Below are 23,350 nucleotides of genomic sequence, written 5' to 3' on the forward strand. Positions count from 1 at the left end.
GAGACTTTAAAAACCAAATCCATGACAGAGTCCGGCTCTCGCTGAGAGCCGGAACGGGAAACTGCATCCGATCTCTGTCTGTTAGGAAAGGATGAAAGACATGCTCATCTCGCAGATCAAGGGTTCGAACGGCGAGATCGTCGTTGCCGTCCGCAATGGACCCGGCGAGGCCGCCAAAACAGTCGTCAACGGCGGCAGCGTCTATGCTTTGGCTATGGAAGCTGCCGACAGCGGCAAATCGCTTGCATCGGTCATCGAGGCACATGGTCTCGGCGAAACGGTCGATCTCGAAAAGGTCTATGCCGAAGGGCGTTTCCTTCCGCCGATCACTCATCCGGATGCTGCCCATCTGCATCTGACCGGCACCGGTCTGACACATCTCGGCTCCGCAGCCACACGCGATTCCATGCACAAGAAGACGACGGAAGCGGCTGAAGAGACGCTGACCGATTCCATGAAGATGTTCAAGATGGGCATCGAGGGCGGCAAGCCGAAGGCAGGCGAGAAGGGCGTTCAGCCCGAATGGTTCTACAAGGGCAACGGCTACGGCGCTGCGGCCCCGGGCGCTGCGCTGGTGTCGCCTTCCTTCGCGCTCGACGGCGGCGAAGAGCCGGAAATGGCCGGCATCTATGTCATCGCCAGGGACGGCACGCCGTTCCGCATCGGCTTTGCCCTGTCGAACGAGTTTTCCGATCACGTCACTGAGCGGATCAACTATCTCTATCTCGCCCATTCCAAGCTGCGCCCGGCAAGCTTCGGTCCGGAAATCCGCATCGGTGTTGCGCCGGAAGATATTCGCGGCACGTCCCGCATCAAGCGCGGTGACAAGGTGATTTTCGAAAAGCCGTTCCTTTCCGGGGAGGCGAACATGTCCCACACCTTCGCCAATCTTGAATATCATCACTTCAAGTACGGCCTCTTCCGTGTTCCCGGCGATGTGCATGTCCACATGTTCGGCACGGCGACGCTTTCGTTCGCGGAAGGCATCAAGCCGGAAGCCGGCGACGTCTTTGAAATCGAGGTTGCCGAATTCGGCCTGCCGCTGCGCAATCCGCTGGCCGTCGACGCAGAAGAAGAAGTGGCTGTTCGCCAGCTGTAATGCATCGAGCCCGGCTGCAAGGGATCGGCCGGGCATTTTCAATACGATCCAGGAAGGCATGACGCCATGACCATTCATCAGAACTTGATCGCCGGGGAATGGACGGGGACGAACGGCACCGAGAACATCAACCCGTCGGATACGAACGAGGTCGTCGGCCTCTATGCGAGCGCAAGCGCGCAGGATGTCACGGACGCGATCGCGGCGGCGAAGGCTGCCTTTCCGGCATGGTCGCGCTCCGGCATTCTGGAGCGCCACACGATCCTGAAGAAGGCCGGTGACGAGATCCTGGCGCGCAAGGACGAACTCGGCGCGCTGCTCGCCCGCGAAGAGGGCAAGACGCTTCCCGAGGCGATCGGCGAGACGATCCGCGCCGCGCAGATCTTCGAATTCTTCGCCGGCGAGGCGTTGCGCCTGGCAGGCGAGGTGGTGCCTTCCGTGCGCCCGAACATCGGCGTCGAGATCACCCGTGAGCCGCTTGGTGTCATCGGCATCATCACGCCCTGGAACTTCCCGATCGCCATTCCCGCCTGGAAGATCGCGCCGGCGCTCTGCTACGGCAACACCGTCGTCTTCAAGCCGGCCGATCTCGTTCCCGGCTGCTCATGGGCAATCGTCGATATTCTCCATCGCGCCGGCCTGCCGAAGGGCGTGCTGAACCTCGTGATGGGCAAGGGTTCGGTCGTCGGCCAGGCGATGCTCGACAGCCCGGTTCTTTCCGGTATCACCTTCACCGGTTCGGTCGGCACCGGCAAGCGTGTGGCACTGTCCTCGGTCGAGCACGGCCGCAAGTACCAGCTTGAGATGGGCGGCAAGAACCCGATGGTGGTGCTTGACGATGCCGATCCGACGGTTGCCGTCGAAGCGGCTGCCAATTCCGCCTTCTTCTCGACCGGCCAGCGTTGCACGGCTTCATCGCGCCTCATCGTCACCGAAGGCATTCACGACAGGTTCGTGGCGGCGCTGACGGAGAAGCTGAAGACGCTGAACGTCGACAACGCCATGAAGGCTGGGACGCATATCGGTCCGGTCGTCGACGCCAAGCAGCTGAAGACGGATACGGACTATATCGAGATTGGCCGCCAAGAAGGCGCCAAGCTCGCCTTCGGTGGTGAACTCGTCAGCCGCGACACCCCCGGCTTCTACCTGCAGCCGACGCTCTTCACCGAAGCGACGAACCAGATGCGCATCAGCCGCGAAGAGATCTTCGGGCCGGTTGCTTCTGTCATCCGCGTCAAGGATTACGAAGAAGCCTTGGCCACGGCCAACGATACGCCGTTCGGCCTGTCCTCCGGCATTGCCACGACCAGCCTGAAGCATGCGACGCATTTCAAGCGCAATGCGGAAGCCGGCATGGTGATGGTCAACCTGCCGACGGCAGGCGTCGACTTCCATGTGCCGTTCGGCGGCCGCAAGGGCTCGTCCTTCGGTCCGCGCGAGCAGGGTAAATATGCCGCCGAATTCTTCACCACCGTCAAGACGGCTTACACGCTAGCCTGATCATCGATTTCAAAGCCCAGGCGCGAACGAGGCGGCCTGGGCGACGCAAAGGGTACTGAGACATGAAAAAGAAAGCTGAATGGCCGCGCAAGCTGCGCTCATACGATTGGTTCGGCGGCACCGGCAAGAACGCGATCATGCATCGCTCCTGGATGAAGAATCAGGGCCTGCCGGCCGATACGTTCGACGGCCGTCCGATCATCGGCATCTGTAACACCTGGTCGGAGCTGACGCCCTGCAACGCACATCTGCGCGATCTCGCAGAGCGCGTCAAGCGCGGGGTCTACGAAGCGGGCGGCTTCCCGGTCGAGTTTCCGGTCTTCTCCGTCGGCGAAAGCACGCTGCGCCCGACGGCGATGATGTTCCGCAACCTGGCGGCCATGGATGTCGAAGAGGCGATCCGCGGCAATCCCGTCGATGGCGTCGTGCTGCTCGGCGGCTGCGACAAGACCACGCCAAGCCTGCTGATGGGCGCGGCTTCCGTCGACATCCCCGTCATTCTCGTTTCCGGCGGCCCGATGCTGAACGGTAAGTGGCGCGGCAAGGATGTCGGCTCCGGCACGGCGATCTGGCAATTTTCAGAAATGGTGAAATCCGGCGAGATGTCGCTGGATGAATTCATGGATGCGGAGCAGGGCATGGCTCGCTCGGCCGGCAGCTGCATGACCATGGGTACGGCTTCGACCATGGCGTCGATGGCCGAAGCGCTCGGCATGACGCTGCCCGGCAATGCCGCCATCCCGGCTGTCGATGCACGCCGCCGCGTCATCTCGCAACTGTCGGGCCGCCGCATCGTCGACATGGTCAAGGAAGACCTGAAACCATCAGACATTCTGACCAAGGAAGCTTTCGAAAACGCCATTCGCGTCAACGGCGCCGTCGGCGGTTCGACCAATGCCGTTCTGCACCTTTTGGCGCTTGCCGGCCGCGTCGGCGTCGATCTGTCGCTGGATGATTGGGATCGTCTCGGCCGCGAAGTGCCGACGATCGTCAACCTGCAGCCGTCGGGCAAGCACCTGATGGAAGAGTTCTACTATGCCGGCGGCCTGCCCGTCGTCATCAAGGCGGTTGGCGAGATGGGCCTGCTGCACAAGGACGCCATCACCGTTACCGGCGATACGATCTGGGCCGGCGTCAAAGATGTGGTTAACTACAACGACGACGTTATCGTTCCGAAGGAAAAGGCTCTGACGCAGTCGGGCGGTATCGCCGTTCTGCGCGGCAATCTCGCACCGAAGGGTGCCGTCCTGAAGCCATCGGCCGCTTCGCCGCATCTGATGCAGCACAAGGGCCGTGCCGTGGTCTTCGAAAGCATCGAGGACTATCACGCCCGCATCAACCGCGACGATCTCGACATCGACGAGAACTGCATCATGGTGCTGAAGTATTGCGGCCCGAAGGGTTATCCGGGCATGGCGGAAGTCGGCAATATGGGCCTGCCGCCGAAGGTGTTGAAGAAGGGCATCACCGACATGATCCGCATTTCCGATGCGCGCATGTCCGGTACGGCCTACGGCACCGTCATCCTGCATACGGCTCCGGAAGCTGCCGATGGCGGCCCGCTGGCGCTGGTGCAGAACGGTGACATCATCGCCGTCGACGTTCCCGCCCGCACCATCCAGCTCGAAGTATCGGATGAGGAACTGGCAAAGCGCCGCGCCGCCTGGGTTTCCCCGGTCAAGCCGCTCACCGGCGGCTATGGCGGTCTTTATGTGAAGTCGGTCATGCAGGCCGACACCGGCGCCGACCTGGACTTCCTCGTCGGCCCGCGCGGCTCGGAAATCCCGAACAATCGCGACAGCCACTAAAAACTCATCTTCTGAAATTGGAAAAGGGGCGGGACGAGAGTTCCGTCCCTTTTTCTTCCAGGAGCTGCTAGCTCTGGCTCTGACTTTGCCCCTGGCTTGCCACCGTCACCTTGACGGTAAGGGTTTCGCCGGGTGTGCCGATCCGCATGCCGGAGACGGGAGCGGCGTCACGATAGCAGAGGCCTGTCGCGATGTGGACATAACGGGCATCGGGGCAGACATCGTTGGCGGGATCGAAGCCGACCCAGCCCAGGCCGGGAATATGGGCCTCGGCCCAGGCATGCGTGGCCGCCTGCTCGTTCTTGCCATCCATCATCAGATAGCCGGAGACATAGCGAGCGGGGATTCGCAATGCGCGGGCGCCGGCGAGGAAGATATGGGCGTGGTCCTGGCAGACGCCGCTCTTGGCCTCCAATGCCTGTTCCGCCGTCGTCTCCGTGTCGCTGGTGCCCGGCTTGTATTCCACGGTCTCGTGGATTGCCCTCATCAGCGCGTGCATCTTGCTGAGTTCATTGTCCCCGGAAACGCCGCGCAACAGCTCCTTCGTCAGCTTGCCGGCCTTGGTGCGCGGAGATTCCCGCAAGTAAAGCCAAAGCGGAGCAAAACCGAGATGCTGCCCTACGACGCCATTCAGATCCCGCGTTTCGATTTCGCCTGATGCGACGATCCTCGTCGCGTCCTGCTGGCCGTCGAGCGAGACGAGCGTGATGCGATTGCCGAACTGGTCGTCGTATTCCACCTCGGGCCGGGCGCCCTCGACCGTGAGCTTCCAGTCGATGACCGTTTGCCCGACGCCGGTCAGCGGCGTCAGGCGCAGGCGCTGCAGGGAGAACTGCGCCGGCTCGTCATAGCGATATTCGGTGATGTGGCTGATCGTCAGTCTCATGATATCGCCCGCCTACTCGTAGAACCGATAGCCGTCGGAGATCTCGGCACCCAGCTTGTTATTGCTTGCAACGAAATCCTCCAGGAATTCATGCAGACCCTGATCCATGATGTTCTTGATCGAAAGCCGCTGCAGTGATTGGCGAATGACTTCGGCCGTTTCGTGCGCCGGCAGCCGCTTCTCGTATTCGGTGCCGAGATAGCCCAGATTGCTGACGATCTTCTCGTAGCAATAGGCAAGCGAACGCGGCATCTGTCCGTTCAGGATCAGGAAGTCGGCGATGTTGGCCGGCTTGTATTCCGGATCGTAAGCCCATTTATAGGCTCGGTGCGCGGAAACCGAGCGCAGGATCGATTCCCATTGCGCATTGTCGAGCGAGGAGCCGACATGGGAGACAGATGGCAGCAGGACGTAATATTTCACGTCGAGAATACGAGCCGTGTTGTCCGCACGCTCGATGAAGGTGCCGATGCGGGCGAAATTATAGAGCTCGTTGCGCAGCATGGAGCCGTGAAAGGCGCCGCGGATCAGGCCGGCGCGCTGCTTGATGACGTCGATCATCTCGGGCAGTTCCGCGGTCTTGAGCCGCCGGCCGAGCAGCGACTTCAGCTCGATCCAGCATTCGTTGGTCGCTTCCCAGGTGTCGCGCGTCAGCGCCGTGCGTACCATGCGGGCATTGTTGCGGCCATATTCGATGCAGGACATGACGCTCGACGGATTGGAGCGGTCGCGCATCAGGTAGTCGATTGCGTCGGTGCCGGTCAGCCTGCCATGCACTTCGTCATAGGCTTCGCGCACGCCGGCGCTTTGCAGGACGCCGTCCCAGTCGTCGTCAACGGCGTCGCTGCGCGTCAGCGACATGCGCTGGCCGGCGTCGACCAGGCGGGCAATGTTTTCGGCGCGCTCGATGTAACGGAACATCCAGTAGAGGCCATTCGCGGTTCTTCCCAGCATGTCCGATCAGTCCTCCAGAACCCAGGTGTCTTTGGTGCCGCCGCCCTGGCTGGAATTGACCACCAGCGAGCCTTCCTTCAGCGCCACGCGGGTCAACCCGCCGGGGATGATCCGCACCTTGTCGGAGACGAGGACATAGGGCCGCAGATCGACGTGCCGCGGCGCAATGCCCTTGTTGACGAGGATCGGCACGGTCGACAGCGAAAGGGTTGGCTGCGCGATGTAATTGTTCGGCTTGCTCTTGAGCTTCTCGGCAAAGGCCGCCCGTTCCTTCTTGGTGGCCGTCGGTCCGACAAGCATGCCGTAGCCGCCGGAGCCGTGGACTTCCTTGACGACGAGATCGGCAAGATTATCGAGCACATATTGCAGGCTGTCGGGCTCGGAACAGCGCCAGGTCGGCACGTTTTCGAGGATCGGCTTGCGGCCGGTATAGAATTCGACGATCTCGGGCATGTAGGAATAGATCGCCTTGTCGTCGGATATGCCGGTGCCGGGCGCATTGGCGATGGTGATGTTGCCCGCGCGGTAGACGTCCATGATGCCGGGAATGCCGAGCGCGGAATCCGGGCGGAAGGTGAGGGGATCGAGGAAATCGTCGTCGACGCGGCGGTAGAGCACGTCGATGGCCTCATAGCCGCGCGTCGTGCGCATCTTCACCTTGCCGTCGATGACGCGCAGATCCGAACCTTCGACCAGTTCCACGCCCATCATGTCGGCCAGGAAGGAATGCTCGTAATAGGCGGAATTGTAGATGCCGGGCGTTAGCACGGCGACGCGTGGCTTGCCTGTACAGCCGGGAGGGGCGAGTGACGCCAGGCTCTGGCGCAGCAGCAGCGGATAATCCTCGACCCGCTGCACCTTGTTCTGGTGAAACAGCTCAGGGAACATCTGCATCATCGTTTCGCGGTTTTCCAGCATGTAGCTGACGCCGGAAGGGGTGCGGGCATTGTCCTCGAGCACATAGAACTGGTCTTCGCCGGTGCGTACGATATCGGTGCCGACGATATGGGTATAGACCCCGCCCGGCGGACGAAAGCCGATCATTTCAGGCAGGAAGGCGTCGTTCTTCTCGATCAGCTCGCGCGGGATGCGGCCGGCGCGGATGATTTCCTGCTTGTGGTAGATGTCGTCGAGGAAGGCGTTGAGGGCGATGACCCGCTGTTCGATGCCCTGGGCGAGCTTGCGCCACTCACGGCCTGATATGATGCGGGGAATGATGTCGAAGGGGATGAGCTTTTCGGAGGAGTCTGCGTGTCCGTAGACCGCGAAGGTGATGCCCGTTTTCCGGAAGATAGTTTCCGCATCGCGGGATTTGGCAATGAGGTGGCCCCTGTCCTGGCCCGAGTACCACTCGAAGTATTTCTCGTAAGGCGCGCGCGGACTTTCATCCGCAGTAATCATTTCATCAAATGCCAAAGGTGTGGTCCCCGTGTTTTTACCCATTTGAATACAACGGTTTTTACAATGCAAGAACTATGCGCAGTTGCCGTTGCGAATTTCGCAGCCTCTAAAAATGCCGGATTTACAGGCATTTAAGAATAGCCGGATCGTCATCCGCCGGGTTTTGCCGCAATGCTCGGATCAAAATTTGAGCATCTGCTTATCTTGCGGGCCGAACGTCTGGGTAGTGGGTGAAATTCCTGAAACCAGCAATGGCTCGTCAAACGTGAAGAAAAATTGATTGCTGTTTTCAGCAGATCGATTTTGACCGCTCCACCGCCATCGGCTATCAGCCTTCAACCTCTCCGCGCGAAACCCGAGTTCGACCAGGATTCCGGCTCCGACGCGCCAAACATATCGGTCCGATTTCCATGTCCCTCGATAAACTCGCGCCGGCGATCTTCGTCCTTCTCTGGTCCACCGGCTGGATCGTTGCAAAATATGCGTCGCAGCATGCGGGTCCTTTCACCTTTCTGATGATCCGTTACAGCCTGTCGGCGCTCGCTTTCGTGCTGCTTTGTTCGATCGTCGGCGCCCGGTGGCCGCGCGATTGGTCGAGCGTGTTCCGGGCCATCTATTCCGGCATTTTCCTGCACGGCATCTATCTGGCGGGTCTCTGGTGGGCGATCGCCGAGGGCGTGCCGGCCGGCATTGCCGGCGTTATCGCGGCGCTGCAGCCGCTGATGACCGCCATGGCCGCGCCGCTCCTCGTCGGCGAACGGTTGCAGTCGATCCAGAAGGTCGGCCTCCTGCTCGGTTTCCTTGGTATCGCCATCGCGATCTCGCCCAAGCTCCTGACGACGGATACGGCCGATCTCTGGCAGTCTGCCGTTCCTCTCATCGTCAATCTGCTGGCGATGGTCTCCGTGACCTATGGCACGCTCTACCAGAAGCGCCACCTGCAGACCGGCGATCTGCGAACCATCGCGACATTGCAATATGTCGGTGCACTGATCGTTACCGTTCCCTTGGCTTTCATCTTCGAAGGTTTGCATTTTGACGGCACGCAGACGGCGATCCTGTCGCTGCTCTGGTCGGTCTTCGGCCTGTCCATGGGCGCCGTCGGCCTGCTGCTCTATCTCATCCGCCGCGGGCAGGTGTCGCGCGCCGCGTCGCTGATCTACCTGATGCCGCCCGCCGTCGCCATCGAGGCTGCGATCGCCTTCGGCGAACCGCTGACGATGCCGATTATCATCGGCACCGTCATTGTCGTAATCGGCGTTTATCTCACCAACCGGCGCGCGGCGGATGTAGTGCCGGAATAAGCTGGGACGTCTTGCCGATGTCGATATCTCACCGCCATCGCAAGAATCTGCCATCGACAACAACCAGGCTTGAGATGATCAAGGCCAATCCAAAAAACTCATAAGGCTCCAGACGTTCGCCGAGGAACGTAGTGCTCAGGATGATTGCACTTGCCGGAACGAGGAGCGTTACCAGAGATGCATTTGTCGCGCCGGCGGAAGCGATGAGATTGAAATAGAGAATGAAGGCGAAGGCAGTCGTCAGAATTGCGAGAGTGCCGACAGCCATCCAGATCGATATATTCGAGCTTACGATATCCCTGGGCTCGTAAAGAAGAAGGACGATCGGCGTCATTAAGACGGTGGATGCGGTCAGCTGTCCGGTGGCAACGACCACCGGCTTCATATCCCGAAACTGTTTAGCAAAGACAGCTGCAAACGCATAGGAAATCGCTGCACCGATGACAGCGAACTTCGCCCATGTCGGTCCGCCGAAATTGGAGAGGAAACCGGGACCGATCATGGTGGCGGCGCCGACAATCCCGAGTGCCACGCCCGCGAGCTTGCTCGCGGAAAGCTTTTCGTCCGCCGTCAGTAGATTCGCTGTCAGGACCGTCCAGAGGGGCGTCGTTGCGTAGAGGACCGAGGCAAGTCCCGCGCCGATCGCCGTTTGCCCAATGAATATGAGAGAAAACGGAATGACATTGTTCAGCAATGCCAGGATCAGGAACGAACCCGATCTGGCCAGAGCCGGCATGAAGGAAATGCTGTTTATGCGCAACCAGACATGCAGGACAAGCGCGGCAATCGAGACCCGGTAAAGGACCAGCGCCAGAGGCGGAATTTCCGCCACCGCTATGCGCGCAAAGAAGAATGATCCGCCCCACAGCGCACCGAGAAGCAAGAGCTGGCCCCAGTGGCTTGTGGTCATCGGCTGTGTCGCCGTCCTCTGCAACGTGCGTCCCTCCAACTCCATGCACGCTCTAAGCTATGCCGGGGAGGGCCTGGTTGGAGGAAACAGTCATCCAAACATTGCTCGCTAAGCGAAATCGAAATGTCAGGCGGCCATGAAGTTTCGAATTTACACGCACGACCGCGTCGGAAGTCATGCGTACAGGCCCTATTGGCCATGGAACCGGCGATAAAAAGGGGGCCAATCGGCCCCCTCAATTCACTGCATCAGGCGCGTTCGCGGCGCTGGCCGCCATTGCCGCGGCGGCGCATGCGGCCGTTGCCGCCATTGCGTTGTTCGCCCTGGGCGCCGCGCTCTTCATTGTGGCGGCCGGTTGGACGGCCATGGGAATGGCGCTGGCCGCGATGGGCGCCGCCCTCATGCGCGGCGCCGTTGCCGCTGGACTGCCCGTTGTGCTGCTTGCGAGCGGGACGGAAGTCCGAGGTGGAGACGAGATCGTTGTCGGCTTCCGGACGCGGCGTCGGCTCGTTACGGCGCTGGCCGCGGAAATCGGCATTGCGATTGTTGTCGCGCTGCGGACGATCGTCGCGTTGGCGGCGTTCCTGGCGCTCGCCGTTCTCACCACGGGTTTCGCCGTTTTCGTTGTCGAAGAACGGACGGCGGGCCGGGCGCTGCGGGCGGCCTTCGCCGCGCTCGCGTCCCTGGCCGTTCTGGCCTCTGCCCTGGCCGCCATTGCCGCGATTACCGTTACCTTGGCCGCCGCGACTCTTGCCGCGAACGGGACGGCCGCGATCGGCCGGAGCCTCGCCGCTGGCAACGGCGATCTCGATGCCCATCAGGCGCTCGATGTCGCGCAGCAGGCGGATTTCGTCAGGAGCGCAGAAGGCGATGGCGATGCCGTCGCGACCGGCGCGCGCGGTGCGGCCGATGCGGTGGACATAGGCATCCGGCACTTCCGGCAGGTCGAAGTTATAGACATGCGAAACGCCGGGGATGTCGATGCCGCGGGCAGCGACGTCGGTCGCGACGAGAACGCGGACATCACCATCACGGAAACCCTTGAGCGCGCGCTCGCGCTGGCCCTGGCTCTTGTTGCCGTGAATGGAGGCGGCGGCGAAGCCGACGTGATCGAGGTGCTTCATCAGCTTCTCGGCGCCATGCTTGGTGCGCAGGAAGACGATGGCGCGGCCATCCGGATTGGCAGAGATGGTTTCTTTGAGGATCTCGGTCTTGTGGTTCTGGCCGGCAACGAAGTGGACATACTGTTCCACCTTGTCGGCTGCCTTGCCCGGAGGCGAGACTTCGACCTTGACCGGGTTGGTCAGGTAGTCGGAAGCGAGATCGGCGATCGCCTTCGGCATTGTGGCCGAGAAGAGCAGGGTCTGGCGCTTGGCCGGAACCATCTTGGCGATCTTGCGCAGGTCGTGGATGAAGCCGAGATCGAGCATCTGGTCGGCTTCGTCGAGGACGAGGTGGGTGACATGGCCGAGCGACAGGGCGCGGCGGTTGATGAGGTCGAGGAGGCGGCCGGGCGTTGCGACCAGAATATCGGTGCCGCGCTCGAGCTGGAGCTGCTGTTTGTTGATCGACGCGCCGCCGACCACGAGGTTGATCCGCAGCTGCGTCTTGCGCATGAAGAGACGGAGGTTATCAGCGATCTGATTTACCAGTTCGCGGGTCGGAGCGAGGATCAGCGTGCGGACGGTGCGGTTATCGGGACGCTTGGCTTCCTTCAGCAGCATCTCGATGATCGGCAGGCCGAAAGCGGCCGTTTTGCCTGTGCCGGTCTGGGCGAGGCCGATGAGATCACGGCCCTGGAGAACGAGCGGGATGGCCTGAGCCTGGATGGGCGTTGGCGTCGCAAAGTTGTTCTGCGACAGTGTATCGACGATCTGCTTGGAGAGACCAAGCGAGTGAAAATCGGTCAATTCAATACCTTTCGGGGCGCCAAAGCAAATAGGCCGGATCGCACCATGCGGTCCGGTCTGTCTCTGGCGTCAAGAACCCCGCGTGAAGTGGGAACTTGTAAGTTGGAAATAGCTTTCCCAGCGCATCGGCCGCAGCGCCTGGCGCGGCCTCATTCATAAAAGCGCTTTTGTCCTTCTCTTGCGTACAGATTGTCCCGCAGGGCACGCTCACGCGGCGGCCGGAAGGTGAAAGCTGAGGCGCATTTGGTCTTAAACGTCAGGAATGTCAAGAGGTGTAAGCGAAAGCTTTTCATCAGGCGTACAAAAATGCCGCCGAAATCCGGCGGCATCCAAGATCTGATAAGGGCGCATGCCTTCGATAAAGCAGTTCCTGATCCTAGCGGCAAACCTCGACGCGATAAGGGCGGCCCCAGCCATCGTGACGCCATGCCCAATAGCAGCTGGGGTAGGGGCGTACATAGACGCGCTCGTAGACTGGGCCGTCATAGTAGGCCGGATATGCCGGATAATAAGCCGGGTAGGCGGGCCGCGCAGCCCCGGCGATCAAGGCGCCGCCCACAACACCGGCGGCAAGACCGCCGAAGAAGGCACCGCGGCCGGACGCGTTGGCGGTAGTGGCGGTTGCGGTGGCGGCGCTGCCAAGCGTCAGCGCGATCAAACCGGCCGTCGTTAATGTGCGAAGCACAGACATTGACATCCCTTTCCCAAAACACAGGCTGGCTCCTAGCCAAACCCGAGCTTGACGTTGCGCAGGAAAGGGGGCGAAGTCGCGGCCAAAAAGGGCGGCGCGAAATTAAATTTCGTTCATGATCTGGAGTATAAAGCCTTTGATTTTCAATTAGAAATCTGTAGGGACACCGCCCTCTGCCTTGCGCTTAGCGACAAAGGCGTCGAGTTCCTCCTCGATTGCCGGATCGAGCGGGGGCCGTTCATAACGCTCGAGCGTTTCCTTATAGACACGGTTGGCATGATCGTAAGTCGTGGGCCGCCCGGCTTCCGTCCAGGTTTCGTTGTTTCGCCAGTCCGACAGGATCGGCGAATAGAAGGCGGTTTCGTAGCGGGCGAGCGTATGCGCCGTGCCGAAATAGTGGCCGCCGGGACCAACGTCGCGCACGGCGTCGAGCGCCAGCGCATCGCTGCTGACGTCGAGCGGCGTCAGGAATTCGGCGACCATCTGCAGCATGTCGACATCGAGGATGAACTTCTCGAAAGAGGCGGTAAGCCCGCCCTCGCTCCAGCCGGCAGCATGCAGCACGAAATTGCCGCCGCCCTGGGTCAGTGCCCACAGTGATAGCGCCGATTCGTATGCCGCCTGGGCGTCGAGCGTATTGGAAGCGTTCGTATTGGAGGTGCGGTAGGGGATGCCGTAGCGGCGGGCGAGCTGACCGCCCGCGATGACGGCCTTCATATATTCCGGCGTGCCGAAGGCGGGCGCGCCCGTCTTCATGTCGACATTCGAGGTGAAGCCGCCATACATGACCGGCGCGCCCTTGCGCACCATCTGTGTGAAGGCGAGGCCGCAGAGCGCTTCGGCATTCTGCTGCACCAGCGCGCCGGCGATCGTCACCGGCGCCATGGCACCAGCCAGCGTGAACGGCGTCACCACGACTACCTGGCCGCGCGAGGACATTTCGATGATGCCCTGCAGCATCGGTCCGTCGAGACGCAGCGGCGAGGAGGAGTTGATGATGGTGAAGAGCGAGGGCTCGCGCTCCATCTGCTCCATGCTGATGCCGCGGCCGATGCGGGCGATCTCGATGGCATCGAGATTGCGCTGCTTGCCGAGCGAATAGCAATGGAATGCCTTGTCTGTGAGCTTGACGATGTCGGAGAGGCAATCGAGATGGCGGACCGACGCGTGGATATCGATGGGCTCGACCGGATAGCCGCCGGTCATGTGAATGACGTCGTAAGATTGGGCGAGCTTGATGAGCTTGCGGAAATCCTCCTGATTTCCCGCCCTCCGGCCACCCTCGCGGTCGGCGACGAAGGGGGCGGAGGCAACCTGGGCGAAGACGAGATTGCGGCCGCCGATTTCGACGTTTCTCAACGGATTGCGGGCATGCAAGGTGAAGGCCGAGGGGATCGAAGCGATCAGCTCCATGATCATGTTGCGATCGAAGCGGACGCGTTCCTTGCCCGGCGTGACATCGGCGCCGGCCGCCTTCATGCGCTCGCGCGCTTCCGGCAGGATGATATCCATGCCGATTTCTTCGAGAATGGTCAGCGACGCCTCGTGAATATCGTCCAGAGCCTCAGGCGACAGGAGTTCCGTGCGAGCGAGATTGTTGACCAGATTGAGATATTTCGTGCCACTCGGCTTGCGGATGCGCTCGGCGCCGCGCCCTCCGGCCCGCCGCCGCCGTTCGCCCGTCGCAGTCGCGATCTGCGCTTCGTTCAAGGTCAGGCTTTCTTCGTCGCTCATGGCGCTCGCTCCCAATGATCTGTTGACCGATTCTTGGCAGAGTTTCCCTCCGTGTGCCGCCGTCGTTTGCGACCAAGGGATGACCGTTATAGGACAGTGCATAGTCTGAACGCGACGTTGGCGCGGCCGCCAAACATGGTTAAGGCTTTGTTAAAGCCACTTGTGCTAGAGCGTCGTTTCATGAACTATCATGCGCGGTGAAAAGAGAGGCTCCGTTTGACCCTGGACGGTGAACTGCTCGACATAGCGTGCCGCCGGATCGCCAATCTGGACAGGCCCGCCTACATCAAGAACAGCGAGCTTCGGTACGTCGCCGTCAACGATGCCTATGCGCGTTTTTTCGGTCGCGATATTTCCGATTTCATCGGCAACCGCAGCCAGGATCTTCTCGATGCCGGTGAGAGTGCCGATAGGGAGGACAAGGAGCGCCGCGCCCTCGTCTTCGGTTCGGAGGAGGTTGCGCTTTGCTTCGATGCGTCGGGCCGCCAGCGTTCGCGCGTGGAGATCGAGAGCTTTTCCCCGTCGGAAGACCGTGTCTACATATTCGGGGTGTTCTTCGCCGTACCGGCTGTCGCGCGCGATGCCTCCTCTGCCGGGGCAGTGCAAAGCGAGGCTGATGAGCCCGACTTTTTCCGCAGCATTCTGGAAGGTCTGCCGGTTGCCACATTCGTGCGCGATTCCAACCATCGACTGGTCTATGCCAATGCGGCCCATGCCGATATCACCGGGCTCGATCGCAAGGAAATGCTCGGTAAGACCGAGCATGAAATGTTCGACGTCGGCGCCGACGACTTCTTCGTGAAAAACGAAGCCGTGCTGCAGGGCGGGCAGGGCCACGAATTCGAAAGCGAAATCGTCGACCGAAAACAGGTGACGCATCCGGTGAAAATTCACCTCAACCGAACGACGACGGCGGAGGGAAAGCATTATGCGGTGGGTTCGGTCACCGATACTTCGGCGCTGAAGCAGCGTGAGATGCAACTCATCGAGGCGCAGGCCCGTGCCGAAGCGCTGCATCAGGATCTCGATAACATCCTCCGCTCGATGCCGATCGGCGTGCTCATCCATAATAGCGACCATATTGTCGAATACGTCAACGATGCCTTCTACGACATTTGGGAATATTCGAAGGACGAGCGTTTCGGAGGCCGCCCCTATCGCGATATCATCGCCAAGCACTATTCGCTGGCACGTTTCGGCGCCGATGGCCGCAGCATCGACGACATTTATCAGGCGTGGCTGACCACGCTGCGCAAGGGCGGCGCGCATCTGCAGACGGAAGTGAATTTTGCCGACGGCAAATCCGTCATCATCGATGCGCGCCAGATTTCCAATGGCCGGACATTGATGTCCTACACGGATATTTCGTCCGTGAAGCAGCAATCCAAGGAGATCACCGAGACCCGACTGGCGCTGGAACATCTCGGCGAGTTGATGGCTGATGCCATGCAGGCCATGTCGCAAGGTCTGCTGATCGTCCAGGATGGCACGATCCTGCTGGCCAACGACCGGCTGAAAGACATGCTGAAACTCCCGGCCGAGCTCCTGGAGATCGGCAAGGACTGGTCTGCTGCGTTCGACTATTGCGCGGAACGTGGTGACTTTGGCGATGGTTCCGATGGTCTGCGGGAATCATGGGCGCAGAGCGTTGCGGCGGGCAAGCCGATCTCCTGCGTCTTCCAGGTCGTCGGCGACCGCTGGATACAGCTCGGCGCCGCGATCGGCGAGCATCGCCGCTGGACGGTGGTGTTCACCGATGTCACCGAGATGAAGGAACGCGAGGCGGACCTGCAGCTGCTGCTGGCGCGCAGCAATGCGGCGGACCGCGCGAAATCCGAATTCCTTACCCATATGAGCCATGAAATCCGTACGCCGATGAATGGAGTGCTGGGCATGGCGGAGCTGCTCGGCAAGACGGATCTCGATCCGCGGCAAAAGACCTTTGTCGATATCATCGTCAAGTCGGGCAATGCATTGCTGACCATCATCAACGACATTCTCGATTTTTCGCGCATCGACACCGGCGACATGCATCTGCGCAAGATGGCATTCGATCCCGCCGAAGCTGTCGAAGACATAGCGACGCTGCTGGCCGCCGCCGCATCGGAAAAGAATGTCGAGCTGATGGTGCACATCGCTCCCGGCGTGCCGGCGGCGATGCTCGGCGATGCCGGCCGCTTCCGCCAGATCGTGACCAATCTCGTCGGCAATGCGATCAAGTTCACTGAACGCGGCCATGTGCTGGTGGAGCTGAACAGCCAGCCTGCGCCGGACGACAACATATTGCTCGTGCTCCGCATCGAAGATACCGGGATCGGCATTCCCGCCGAGAAGCTCGATACGATCTTCGACAAATTTTCGCTGGCGGATTCTTCCTTTGCGCGGCGCCTTGAAGGATCAGGTTTGGGCCTTGCCATTACGGCAGGCCTCGTCGATCTTTTCGGTGGTTCGCTGTCGGTCGAGAGCGAATGGGGCAAGGGATCGGTTTTCACCGTCCATTTGCCCATGCCGCTGGTCGCCTTGCGCGGCAAGGCTCCGGAGCTGCCGGCCAACGTGAAGCGCGCCGGGATCCTGATCGTGGAAGATGATGAGATCCATCGGCGCATCTTGACGGAGCAATTGGTGCAATGGGGCTTCGACAGTCATGCGGCCGAGGACGGCAAGACCGCGCTTGCCATTCTGGATGCCGCGTTCAACATGGGCGTATCGGTCGACGCGATCATCGTCGACTACAGCATGCCCGGCATGAACGGTTATCAGATTGCGAGTGCGGTACACGCCGACGCACGTTTCGAATCGTTGCCGATCGTATTTCTGACATCGATGGGTGTCGCCAGTCGCGATAAGGATTTTACCGCCGTCAATGGTCAGGCGCATCTCATGAAACCCGTGCGTGCCAATGTCCTGCGCAACACGATCATTGATGTCGTGCGCGCGTCGCGACGGAAAAACGCGGGCGAACAGCCGGGCTCCACCGCCCGGCCGTTGCCGATTGAGGCGGAGGCCGCAGCCGCAATCGAAGCCGCCGACCGGATGACGCCGGCTATACCTGGCAACACCATCGACGTTCTCGTGGCCGAGGACAACGAGGTGAATCAGATTGTCTTCACGCAGATCCTGCAGGCGACGGGACTTCGCTTTCTCGTCGTGGAGAACGGCCAGGCGGCGGTGGACGCATGGCGTCAATTGCGGCCGTCGTTGATCCTGATGGATGTTTCCATGCCGGTCATGAACGGCCATCAGGCGACGCGCATGATCCGGCAATTCGAGGCACAAGCCGGGCAGGGATGGCACGTGCCGATCATCGGGGTAACGGCACAGGCATTGGACGTCGATCGCATCGCATGCATGCAGGCGGGCATGGACGACTGCCTGTCCAAACCGATCAGCCCGGAACTTCTCGAAGCGAAGATCCAGCGCTATCTCGGCGATGCCGTTTTCCAGGCCGATCGTTCCAACAGCTAGGGTTGAGATCGATGGACCCGGGAAGGTCGGCGAGCTTTCGGCCATTACGTTGGTCGGCGTTCTCAGCCATCGGTCGAAACGGTAATGGATCTCCATGCTTCGATCTCCTGTTTGAGACGCTCGATCCTGTCCGTCACAAGTCCAAGGGCGTCGCTGCCGAGCAGGAGCTGCGGCGGAGGCGCGTCGGATTCGATCAAGTCCAATACGGCGGCCGCGAGCTTGTCGGGATCGCCGAGCTGCTTGCCGCTTTTGGCCTGCCGCGCCTGGCGGATCGGGTCGAACAGCGCGTCGTAGTCGGCGATCGAGCGCTCGGTCCGGACCATCGAGCGGCCGGCCCAGTCTGTCCTGAAAGAGCCGGGGCATAGGGCGGTGACCCGAACGCCGAACGGGGCCATTTCCGCACGCATGACTTCGGAAATGCCTTGAAGGGCGAATTTGCTTCCACAGTAATAGGCGATGCCGGGCATGGTGATCATGCCGCCCATCGAAGTCACGTTGACGATGAAGCCGCTACGCCTTTCGCGGAAGCGCGGTAGGAAGGCCTTTGCGACCGCAACCGCGCCGAAGACGTTCACGTCGAACTGGCGCCGCATCTCCTCGATGGGCGACTCTTCAAGAATTCCCTCGTGGCCATAGCCGGCATTGTTGATCAGAACGTCGACTGGTCCATGGTCTTCTTCCACCTGTCGCACGACGTCGGCTATCCGGTCGAATTCCGTCACATCGCACAAAACGGACCGGGCTGCCGGCAAACGTTCTGCCAGATCTGCCCGCGACTGTTCCGAGCGGACGGTGCCGATAACCTTATGGCCGTTCCGGATCGCGGCGGCTGCGATTGCGAAGCCGAAGCCGGAATTCGCTCCGGTGATGAAGAAAGTCTTCTGTGACATGATAGATGTTCTCTTCTTGATTGGTTGATGCTTATGACTGATAATCTTCCAAATTGTTGTTAGCGATCGCGAAAACTATGACTATCTTGCCAAATCCTATGAATAAGAAGGACCAATGGTCGAGGCGTCGGGAGTTGGTGGAGCTGGCGGGCCTTCTTGCTCCTCGCCAGGGATACAACCCGACCGGGCTTGCCGGCGTGCGCCTTCTTAGAACCGAAGCGGTCCTTCATGACGTTCCCGTGCTCTACAAGCCGGGCGCGGTATTCGTGCTGCAGGGCCGAAAGCAGGGCATGCTTGAGGGCGAAGTCTATCTCTACGATGAGGAGCACTATCTGGCGATATCGGTACCCGTTCCGTTCCGCATGGAATCCTCGGCCAGCCCAGACCGTCCCTTGCTCGCGGTTTACGTCGAGTTCGATATGCTTCTGGCTGTAGAGATCGCCTCGGAAGTGGGGATGAGACGCTCCGAGCCGAAAGCCGGCAAGGTGCGAAGTCTGGTATCGAGCAGAATGGAGCCGGTTATCGAGGATGCCGTGCTGCGTATGCTGCGGGCGCTGTGTGATCCCGTCGAACTCGCGGTTCTTGGGGCAGGCATCTTGCGCGAGCTGCATTACCGGGTGCTCGTCGGCCCGCAGGGCGGCGCGATGATCTCGGCCCTGCAGCAGCGGGGCACATCCGGGAGGATCGTGCGAAGCCTGGTGCGGTTGCGCGAAACCTACGGTTCGGAGATTTCGGTCGCTGCGCTGGCGCATGAGGCGGGCATGAGCATTCCCTCCTACCACGTCCATTTCAAGGCCCTGACGGGCAGCAGCCCGATACAGTATCTAAAGGCCATGCGGCTCCACGAGGCGCGGTTGATGCTTGCGCGCCAGGACAAGACGATCGCCGAGGTCGCTACATCGGTCGGCTATGCCAGCCCCGCGCAGTTCAGCCGTGACTTCAAGCGACACTTTCGGCGGACGGCCTCGGAGGAGGCCAATTGGGTTCGCCAGCATCTGGGCGAACTGGCCTGAATGCTCGCGACAATCGTCTTCCGACCTCAGGCCGGCTTGACGCCGCAGAGCATTTCGCGCTTGCCGGCGAAGCCCTTGCGCCGCTCCACGATAAATCCTGCAGCCTGCAGGTTTCGCCTTACGAAACCGGCTGCTGCATAGGTGGCGAAGGTGCCGTTCGGAGCCGTCTTGTCATGGAGTGCCTGCATCAATTCCGGCGACCACATGTCGGCGTTGCGGGAGGGTGCGAAGCCATCGAGATACCAGGCATCAAAGCCCGGTTCGGCGCGACTGACGCCTTCGAGAGCCGGGCCGCAGACGACGCTGAGGCGCGTATTTGCATCTAGCCTCAGCGACACGACACCCTGCGGGTTGTTCGGCCATGCTGCGGCAAGAGCCTGGCGCTCCCTATCGATTTCAGGCCAGTGCGACAGCGCGCGGTCGATCTCCTCTGCTTTCATGGGATAGAGTTCGAACGACATGACGTGCAGTTGTGAGCCCGGGGCTGCCTGCTGCCGCCACTGGCGCCATGTCTCGCAGAAGTTCAGTCCGGTGCCGAAGCCGAGCTCGCCGATGAGGAAATCCTGCCGCCCCTGCCAGCGGGCGGGCAGGCCGTTGCCAGCCAGGAAGACGTGCCCGCATTCCAGGCGGCCGTCGGTCTGGCAATAAAAATGATCGCCAAAAGCCGTCGAATAGGGCATATCGCCGTCGCGCCATTCGAGCTCCGGGCTTGCCACAATGGTTTCGGACGTCTCAGTCCGATCGGAAACTGGATCTGTCATGGAAAGAGCCGATAATCCCACACGACCCGTCGGTCAATCATCTGTCGATCTGTTGATCGTCGGCGGCGGGATCATGGGCCTTTGGGCGGCCGTTCATGCCGAGCGTCTCGGCATTCGCGCCCTGCTCGTGGAAGCCGGCCATTTCGGGCAAGGGGCGAGCGGCGGTCTGCTCGGTGCGCTGATGCCGCACATGCCGAACAAATGGTCTGACAAGAAGCTGTTTCAGTTCGATGCGCTCGTCTCCCTGGAAGAGGAAATCGCAGTATTGGAGGCAGAAACCGGGCTTTCGGCCGGCTACCGTCGCGCCGGCCGGCTGATCCCGCTGCCGAAGCCGCATCTCAGGCAGATTGCGCTTGGGCATTCCCGAGATGCGGAAACGCATTGGCGCCAGGATGAACATGAATTTCACTGGCATGTGCTCGATGCGGCGCCCGTTTCAGGCTGGATCGACCCCGCCGCCGGCGAAAGCGGTTTCGTCTTCGATACGCTTGCGGCGCGGGTTGCTCCGCGGGCCTTGCTGAATGTGCTTCGGAGGTATCTTGCCGGAGCCACGCACGTGCAACTTGCCGAGGGTGTGACCGTCGAAAGCATCGATCCAGCCAGAGGACTGGCGGCCATGAGCGAAGGCGATATCCGCTTCGATCGCTGCATCCTTGCTGCCGGCCATTGGTCGTTTCCGATTCTCGACAGGTTGACGGAAGGCCGCAAATCCTCGCTTGGCCAACCGGTGAAGGGGCAGGCGGCCATGCTGAAGGCCGATGTCGACGGCAGCCTTCCGGTTATCTTCCGCGATGGCCTCTATATCGTTCCGCATGAGGACGGATTGGTCGCGGTCGGCAGCACGAGCGAGAATCACTTCGACGACCCGTTGTCGACCGATGGGCAGCTTGACGATCTTCTGGCGGCAGCGCGCATCATGGCGCCGGTGCTGGCCGGTGCGGAGGTGGTGGAACGCTGGGCCGGCCTGCGGCCGAAGGCGGTCGATCGCGATCCCATGGTGGGTGCGCATCCCGACCATCGGTCGTTGATTGCGTTGACGGGCGGCTTCAAGGTGAGTTTCGGATTGGCGCATCGGCTGGCCGAGGCGGCGGTGCGGCAGGCGGCGGATATGGCTTGTAGTTTCAAATTGCCGCAGAGTTTCACTTTAGCAAGTCATATTTCAGTCATATCACATAAAACGTGAAGTCACGCCCCTTTCGGGTCGTTAATCTGTCACGCAAATCACCTATCTCCTTGGCCATCGGTGCCGGTTCGGCCTGTTGGATGTTGCGCCCTGGAGGGAGATTTTATGCGCTATGCCATCTGCTTCACACCGTCTGCGAGCGATCCGCTGACGCTTGTGGCGGCGAATTGGCTCGGGCGCAATGTCTATTCCGGCGAGATGGTCGAGCCGCCTGCGGTCCGAGGGCTCGGTATTCATGAGATTGCCTTCTATACCGCCGTTCCCCGCCGCTATGGTTTCATGGGCTTGCTGAAGGCGCCCTTCCGGCTGGCGGACGATATGTCCGAGGCTGCGCTGTTGCGTGACCTCATGCGGTTTTCCGGCTCGGTCGCGCCTTTTGAAATTCCCCAGCTGGAGGTCGCGCGGCTCGGCGGAGCGCTGGGCCTGGTTCCGTCCACACCCAGCCAGCAGATGCATTTCCTGGCGGCATCCCTGGTTCAAGCCTTCGACCAGTATCGCGCGCCATTGACCGAGGCGGAGATCGAGCGGATCGATCCGGACGGCCTTTCGGCGACGCAATTCGCCAATCTGCACCGCTGGGGCCATCCGCACGTGATGGACGAATTCCGCTTCCAGATGATGTTGACGGGTACCGTCGGCCCGGCTGATCTGCAGCGCATGGAGCAGGCATTGCGCGACTTCTTCGAGCCGGTGCTTGCCGCACCGGTTCCCGTATCCAATATTGCGTTGATGATGGAAGATGGTTCCGGCGGTCCCTTCCGCGTGCATTCGCTGCATCCGATGGGAAAGATCAGTGCCCGGAAAATCGCGTAGGATAGCGCGGCGGCCCACCATTGAAGAGAAAGTGATTTTCCCACTTTCCGTCTCGACTTTCGCTGTGCGGATGCTACCGTCCGCTGATCAGAGAAGGTGCTTCAATGTCGGAAAACTATTCCCGCAATCTCATCGGCTACGGCCGTAACACGCCGGATCCAAAATGGCCCGGTGACGCCCGCATCGCGGTGCAGTTCGTGATCAACTACGAAGAGGGCGGAGAAAGCTGCATTCTCGACGGCGATCCGGCTTCCGAAAACCTGCTCTCCGAGATTGTTGGTGCGGCACCCTGGCCGAACCAGCGCAATCTCAACATGGAATCGATCTACGAATACGGCGCTCGTGCCGGTTTCTGGCGGCTGTGGCGCATGTTCACAGAGCTCAAGGTGCAGGCGACCGTCTATGGCGTGACGCTCGCCATGGCACGCAATCCGGAGGCGGTCGCCGCGATGAAGGAAGCAGGCTGGGAGATCGCCAGCCACGGCTATCGCTGGCTGGAATACAAGGATTTTTCCGAGGATCTGGAGCGTAAGCACATTCTCGAAGCCGTGCGGTTGCACACCGAACTGACCGGCGAGCGGCCCTACGGCATGTACCAGGGCAAGCCGTCGGACAATACGCTGCGGCTCGTCATGGAGGAGGGCGGCTTTCTCTATTCGTCGGATTCCTATGCCGATGATCTGCCCTACTGGGTCGACGGCTTGAATGGCAAACCATTTCTGATCATCCCCTATACGCTTGAGACCAATGACATGCGCTTTGCGACACCGCAGGGCTTCAATTCCGGCGACCAGTTCTTCATCTATCTCAAGGATGCCTTCGACACGCTCTATGAAGAAGGCAAGCATGGCAGCCCGAAGATGATGTCGGTTGGCCTGCATTGCCGCCTGGTCGGCCGCCCCGGCCGCGCTGCGGCTTTGCGGCGGTTCATCGAATATGTGCAGAAGCACGACAAGGTCTGGATTCCGAAGCGTATCGAGATCGCCCACCACTGGTATGAGAATCATATGCCCGGGGGAGAGCGCTAA

18 protein-coding genes are annotated in these 23,350 nt (G+C 60.9%); 9 read left to right on the forward strand and 9 right to left on the reverse strand.

What is annotated here, in order from left to right; all coding sequences use genetic code 11:
• The first annotated feature begins 100 nt into the window (after positions 1 to 100).
• The 3 genes from araD1 to araD all read left to right on the forward strand — a co-directional run bounded on the left by araD1 (position 101) and on the right by araD (position 4,407).
• Positions 101 to 1,099 (forward strand): AraD1 family protein, encoded by a 999-nt coding sequence (araD1, locus tag FHT84_RS13880; protein ID WP_113251534.1) that lies wholly within the window; start codon positions 101 to 103, stop codon positions 1,097 to 1,099.
• Between the two features lie 66 nt (positions 1,100 to 1,165).
• Positions 1,166 to 2,599: an aldehyde dehydrogenase family protein gene (locus FHT84_RS13885; RefSeq protein WP_112340590.1), complete on the forward strand. Its 1,434-nt coding sequence runs from the start codon at positions 1,166 to 1,168 to the stop codon at positions 2,597 to 2,599.
• 62 nt (positions 2,600 to 2,661) lie between these two features.
• Complete coding sequence (gene araD, locus FHT84_RS13890; protein ID WP_112340591.1) at positions 2,662 to 4,407, forward strand: L-arabinonate dehydratase; 1,746 nt, start codon at positions 2,662 to 2,664, stop codon at positions 4,405 to 4,407.
• Between the two features lie 67 nt (positions 4,408 to 4,474).
• Here the strand turns inward: araD and FHT84_RS13895 are convergent, their stop codons facing one another.
• The 3 genes from FHT84_RS13895 to FHT84_RS13905 are packed head-to-tail and all read right to left on the reverse strand — an operon-like array spanning position 4,475 to position 7,663.
• Positions 4,475 to 5,293: a transglutaminase family protein gene (locus FHT84_RS13895; protein ID WP_112340592.1), complete on the reverse strand. Its 819-nt coding sequence runs from the start codon at positions 5,291 to 5,293 to the stop codon at positions 4,475 to 4,477.
• Between the two features lie 12 nt (positions 5,294 to 5,305).
• Positions 5,306 to 6,247: an alpha-E domain-containing protein gene (locus tag FHT84_RS13900; protein ID WP_112340593.1), complete on the reverse strand. Its 942-nt coding sequence runs from the start codon at positions 6,245 to 6,247 to the stop codon at positions 5,306 to 5,308.
• Between the two features lie 6 nt (positions 6,248 to 6,253).
• Positions 6,254 to 7,663, reverse strand: coding sequence for a circularly permuted type 2 ATP-grasp protein (locus tag FHT84_RS13905; RefSeq protein WP_069612769.1), 1,410 nt, complete (start codon positions 7,661 to 7,663; stop codon positions 6,254 to 6,256).
• A 395-nt stretch (positions 7,664 to 8,058) separates the two neighbouring features.
• On the opposite strand from FHT84_RS13905, the gene FHT84_RS13910 reads away from it, so the two are divergent.
• Positions 8,059 to 8,952: a DMT family transporter gene (locus FHT84_RS13910; RefSeq protein WP_112340594.1), complete on the forward strand. Its 894-nt coding sequence runs from the start codon at positions 8,059 to 8,061 to the stop codon at positions 8,950 to 8,952.
• 28 nt (positions 8,953 to 8,980) lie between these two features.
• On the opposite strand, the gene FHT84_RS13915 is transcribed toward FHT84_RS13910, so the two are convergent.
• From FHT84_RS13915 to FHT84_RS13930, 4 genes are all read right to left on the reverse strand, one after another.
• A complete protein-coding gene (locus FHT84_RS13915; protein ID WP_113251071.1) occupies positions 8,981 to 9,862 on the reverse strand; it encodes a DMT family transporter in 882 nt (293 codons plus the stop codon).
• Positions 9,863 to 10,110: 248 nt separating this feature from the next.
• Positions 10,111 to 11,772: a DEAD/DEAH box helicase gene (locus FHT84_RS13920; protein WP_112340596.1), complete on the reverse strand. Its 1,662-nt coding sequence runs from the start codon at positions 11,770 to 11,772 to the stop codon at positions 10,111 to 10,113.
• Between the two features lie 376 nt (positions 11,773 to 12,148).
• Positions 12,149 to 12,463 carry a hypothetical protein gene (locus FHT84_RS13925; RefSeq protein ID WP_112340598.1) on the reverse strand — a complete coding sequence of 105 codons (315 nt, stop codon included), beginning with the start codon at positions 12,461 to 12,463 and terminating at the stop codon, positions 12,149 to 12,151.
• Between the two features lie 147 nt (positions 12,464 to 12,610).
• Positions 12,611 to 14,197 (reverse strand): trimethylamine methyltransferase family protein, encoded by a 1,587-nt coding sequence (locus FHT84_RS13930; protein ID WP_112340599.1) that lies wholly within the window; start codon positions 14,195 to 14,197, stop codon positions 12,611 to 12,613.
• 216 nt (positions 14,198 to 14,413) lie between these two features.
• On the opposite strand from FHT84_RS13930, the gene FHT84_RS13935 reads away from it, so the two are divergent.
• Positions 14,414 to 17,662 (forward strand): response regulator, encoded by a 3,249-nt coding sequence (locus FHT84_RS13935; protein WP_183762930.1) that lies wholly within the window; start codon positions 14,414 to 14,416, stop codon positions 17,660 to 17,662.
• A 62-nt stretch (positions 17,663 to 17,724) separates the two neighbouring features.
• Here FHT84_RS13935 and FHT84_RS13940 read toward each other — a convergent pair whose 3' ends face one another.
• Complete coding sequence (locus tag FHT84_RS13940; protein WP_112340601.1) at positions 17,725 to 18,552, reverse strand: oxidoreductase; 828 nt, start codon at positions 18,550 to 18,552, stop codon at positions 17,725 to 17,727.
• 83 nt (positions 18,553 to 18,635) lie between these two features.
• Here FHT84_RS13940 and FHT84_RS13945 point away from each other — a divergent pair, with 83 nt between their 5' ends.
• On the forward strand, positions 18,636 to 19,565 hold the full coding sequence (locus FHT84_RS13945; protein WP_113251146.1) for an AraC family transcriptional regulator: 930 nt from the start codon (positions 18,636 to 18,638) through the stop codon (positions 19,563 to 19,565).
• Between the two features lie 26 nt (positions 19,566 to 19,591).
• Here FHT84_RS13945 and mnmD read toward each other — a convergent pair whose 3' ends face one another.
• Positions 19,592 to 20,326, reverse strand: coding sequence for a tRNA (5-methylaminomethyl-2-thiouridine)(34)-methyltransferase MnmD (gene mnmD / locus FHT84_RS13950; RefSeq protein WP_112340602.1), 735 nt, complete (start codon positions 20,324 to 20,326; stop codon positions 19,592 to 19,594).
• On the opposite strand from mnmD, the gene FHT84_RS13955 reads away from it, so the two are divergent.
• The 3 genes from FHT84_RS13955 (at position 20,325) to puuE (ending at position 23,350) form a co-directional block, all read left to right on the forward strand.
• Positions 20,325 to 21,509, forward strand: coding sequence for an FAD-binding oxidoreductase (locus tag FHT84_RS13955; RefSeq protein ID WP_183762933.1), 1,185 nt, complete (start codon positions 20,325 to 20,327; stop codon positions 21,507 to 21,509). The two genes, mnmD and FHT84_RS13955, sit on opposite strands and share 2 nt — an antisense overlap.
• Positions 21,510 to 21,614: 105 nt before the next feature.
• Positions 21,615 to 22,322 (forward strand): DUF1045 domain-containing protein, encoded by a 708-nt coding sequence (locus FHT84_RS13960; protein ID WP_112340604.1) that lies wholly within the window; start codon positions 21,615 to 21,617, stop codon positions 22,320 to 22,322.
• A gap of 104 nt (positions 22,323 to 22,426) precedes the next feature.
• The gene (puuE, locus tag FHT84_RS13965; RefSeq protein WP_112340605.1) at positions 22,427 to 23,350 is read left to right on the forward strand and encodes an allantoinase PuuE; all 924 of its coding nucleotides are present in this window, start codon (positions 22,427 to 22,429) and stop codon (positions 23,348 to 23,350) included.

The organism is Rhizobium sp. BK289, assembly GCF_014193575.1.
Taxonomy (GTDB): Bacteria; Pseudomonadota; Alphaproteobacteria; order Rhizobiales; family Rhizobiaceae; genus Rhizobium; species Rhizobium tropici_C.

Excerpts from the sequence above, each read along its gene's own strand:
- araD1 (WP_113251534.1), top strand. The coding sequence starts at position 101 with ATGCTCATCTCGCAGATCAAGGGTTCGAACGGCGAGATCGTCGTTGCC.
- FHT84_RS13885 (WP_112340590.1), top strand. The coding sequence starts at position 1,166 with ATGACCATTCATCAGAACTTGATCGCCGGGGAATGGACGGGGACGAAC.
- araD (WP_112340591.1), top strand. The coding sequence starts at position 2,662 with ATGAAAAAGAAAGCTGAATGGCCGCGCAAGCTGCGCTCATACGATTGG.
- FHT84_RS13895 (WP_112340592.1), bottom strand. The coding sequence starts at position 5,293 with ATGAGACTGACGATCAGCCACATCACCGAATATCGCTATGACGAGCCG.
- FHT84_RS13900 (WP_112340593.1), bottom strand. The coding sequence starts at position 6,247 with ATGCTGGGAAGAACCGCGAATGGCCTCTACTGGATGTTCCGTTACATC.
- FHT84_RS13910 (WP_112340594.1), top strand. The coding sequence starts at position 8,059 with ATGTCCCTCGATAAACTCGCGCCGGCGATCTTCGTCCTTCTCTGGTCC.
- FHT84_RS13915 (WP_113251071.1), bottom strand. The coding sequence starts at position 9,862 with ATGACCACAAGCCACTGGGGCCAGCTCTTGCTTCTCGGTGCGCTGTGG.
- FHT84_RS13925 (WP_112340598.1), bottom strand. The coding sequence starts at position 12,463 with ATGTCTGTGCTTCGCACATTAACGACGGCCGGTTTGATCGCGCTGACG.
- FHT84_RS13930 (WP_112340599.1), bottom strand. The coding sequence starts at position 14,197 with ATGAGCGACGAAGAAAGCCTGACCTTGAACGAAGCGCAGATCGCGACT.
- FHT84_RS13940 (WP_112340601.1), bottom strand. The coding sequence starts at position 18,552 with ATGTCACAGAAGACTTTCTTCATCACCGGAGCGAATTCCGGCTTCGGC.
- FHT84_RS13955 (WP_183762933.1), top strand. The coding sequence starts at position 20,325 with ATGGAAAGAGCCGATAATCCCACACGACCCGTCGGTCAATCATCTGTC.
- mnmD (WP_112340602.1), bottom strand. The coding sequence starts at position 20,326 with ATGACAGATCCAGTTTCCGATCGGACTGAGACGTCCGAAACCATTGTG.
- FHT84_RS13960 (WP_112340604.1), top strand. The coding sequence starts at position 21,615 with ATGCGCTATGCCATCTGCTTCACACCGTCTGCGAGCGATCCGCTGACG.
- puuE (WP_112340605.1), top strand. The coding sequence starts at position 22,427 with ATGTCGGAAAACTATTCCCGCAATCTCATCGGCTACGGCCGTAACACG.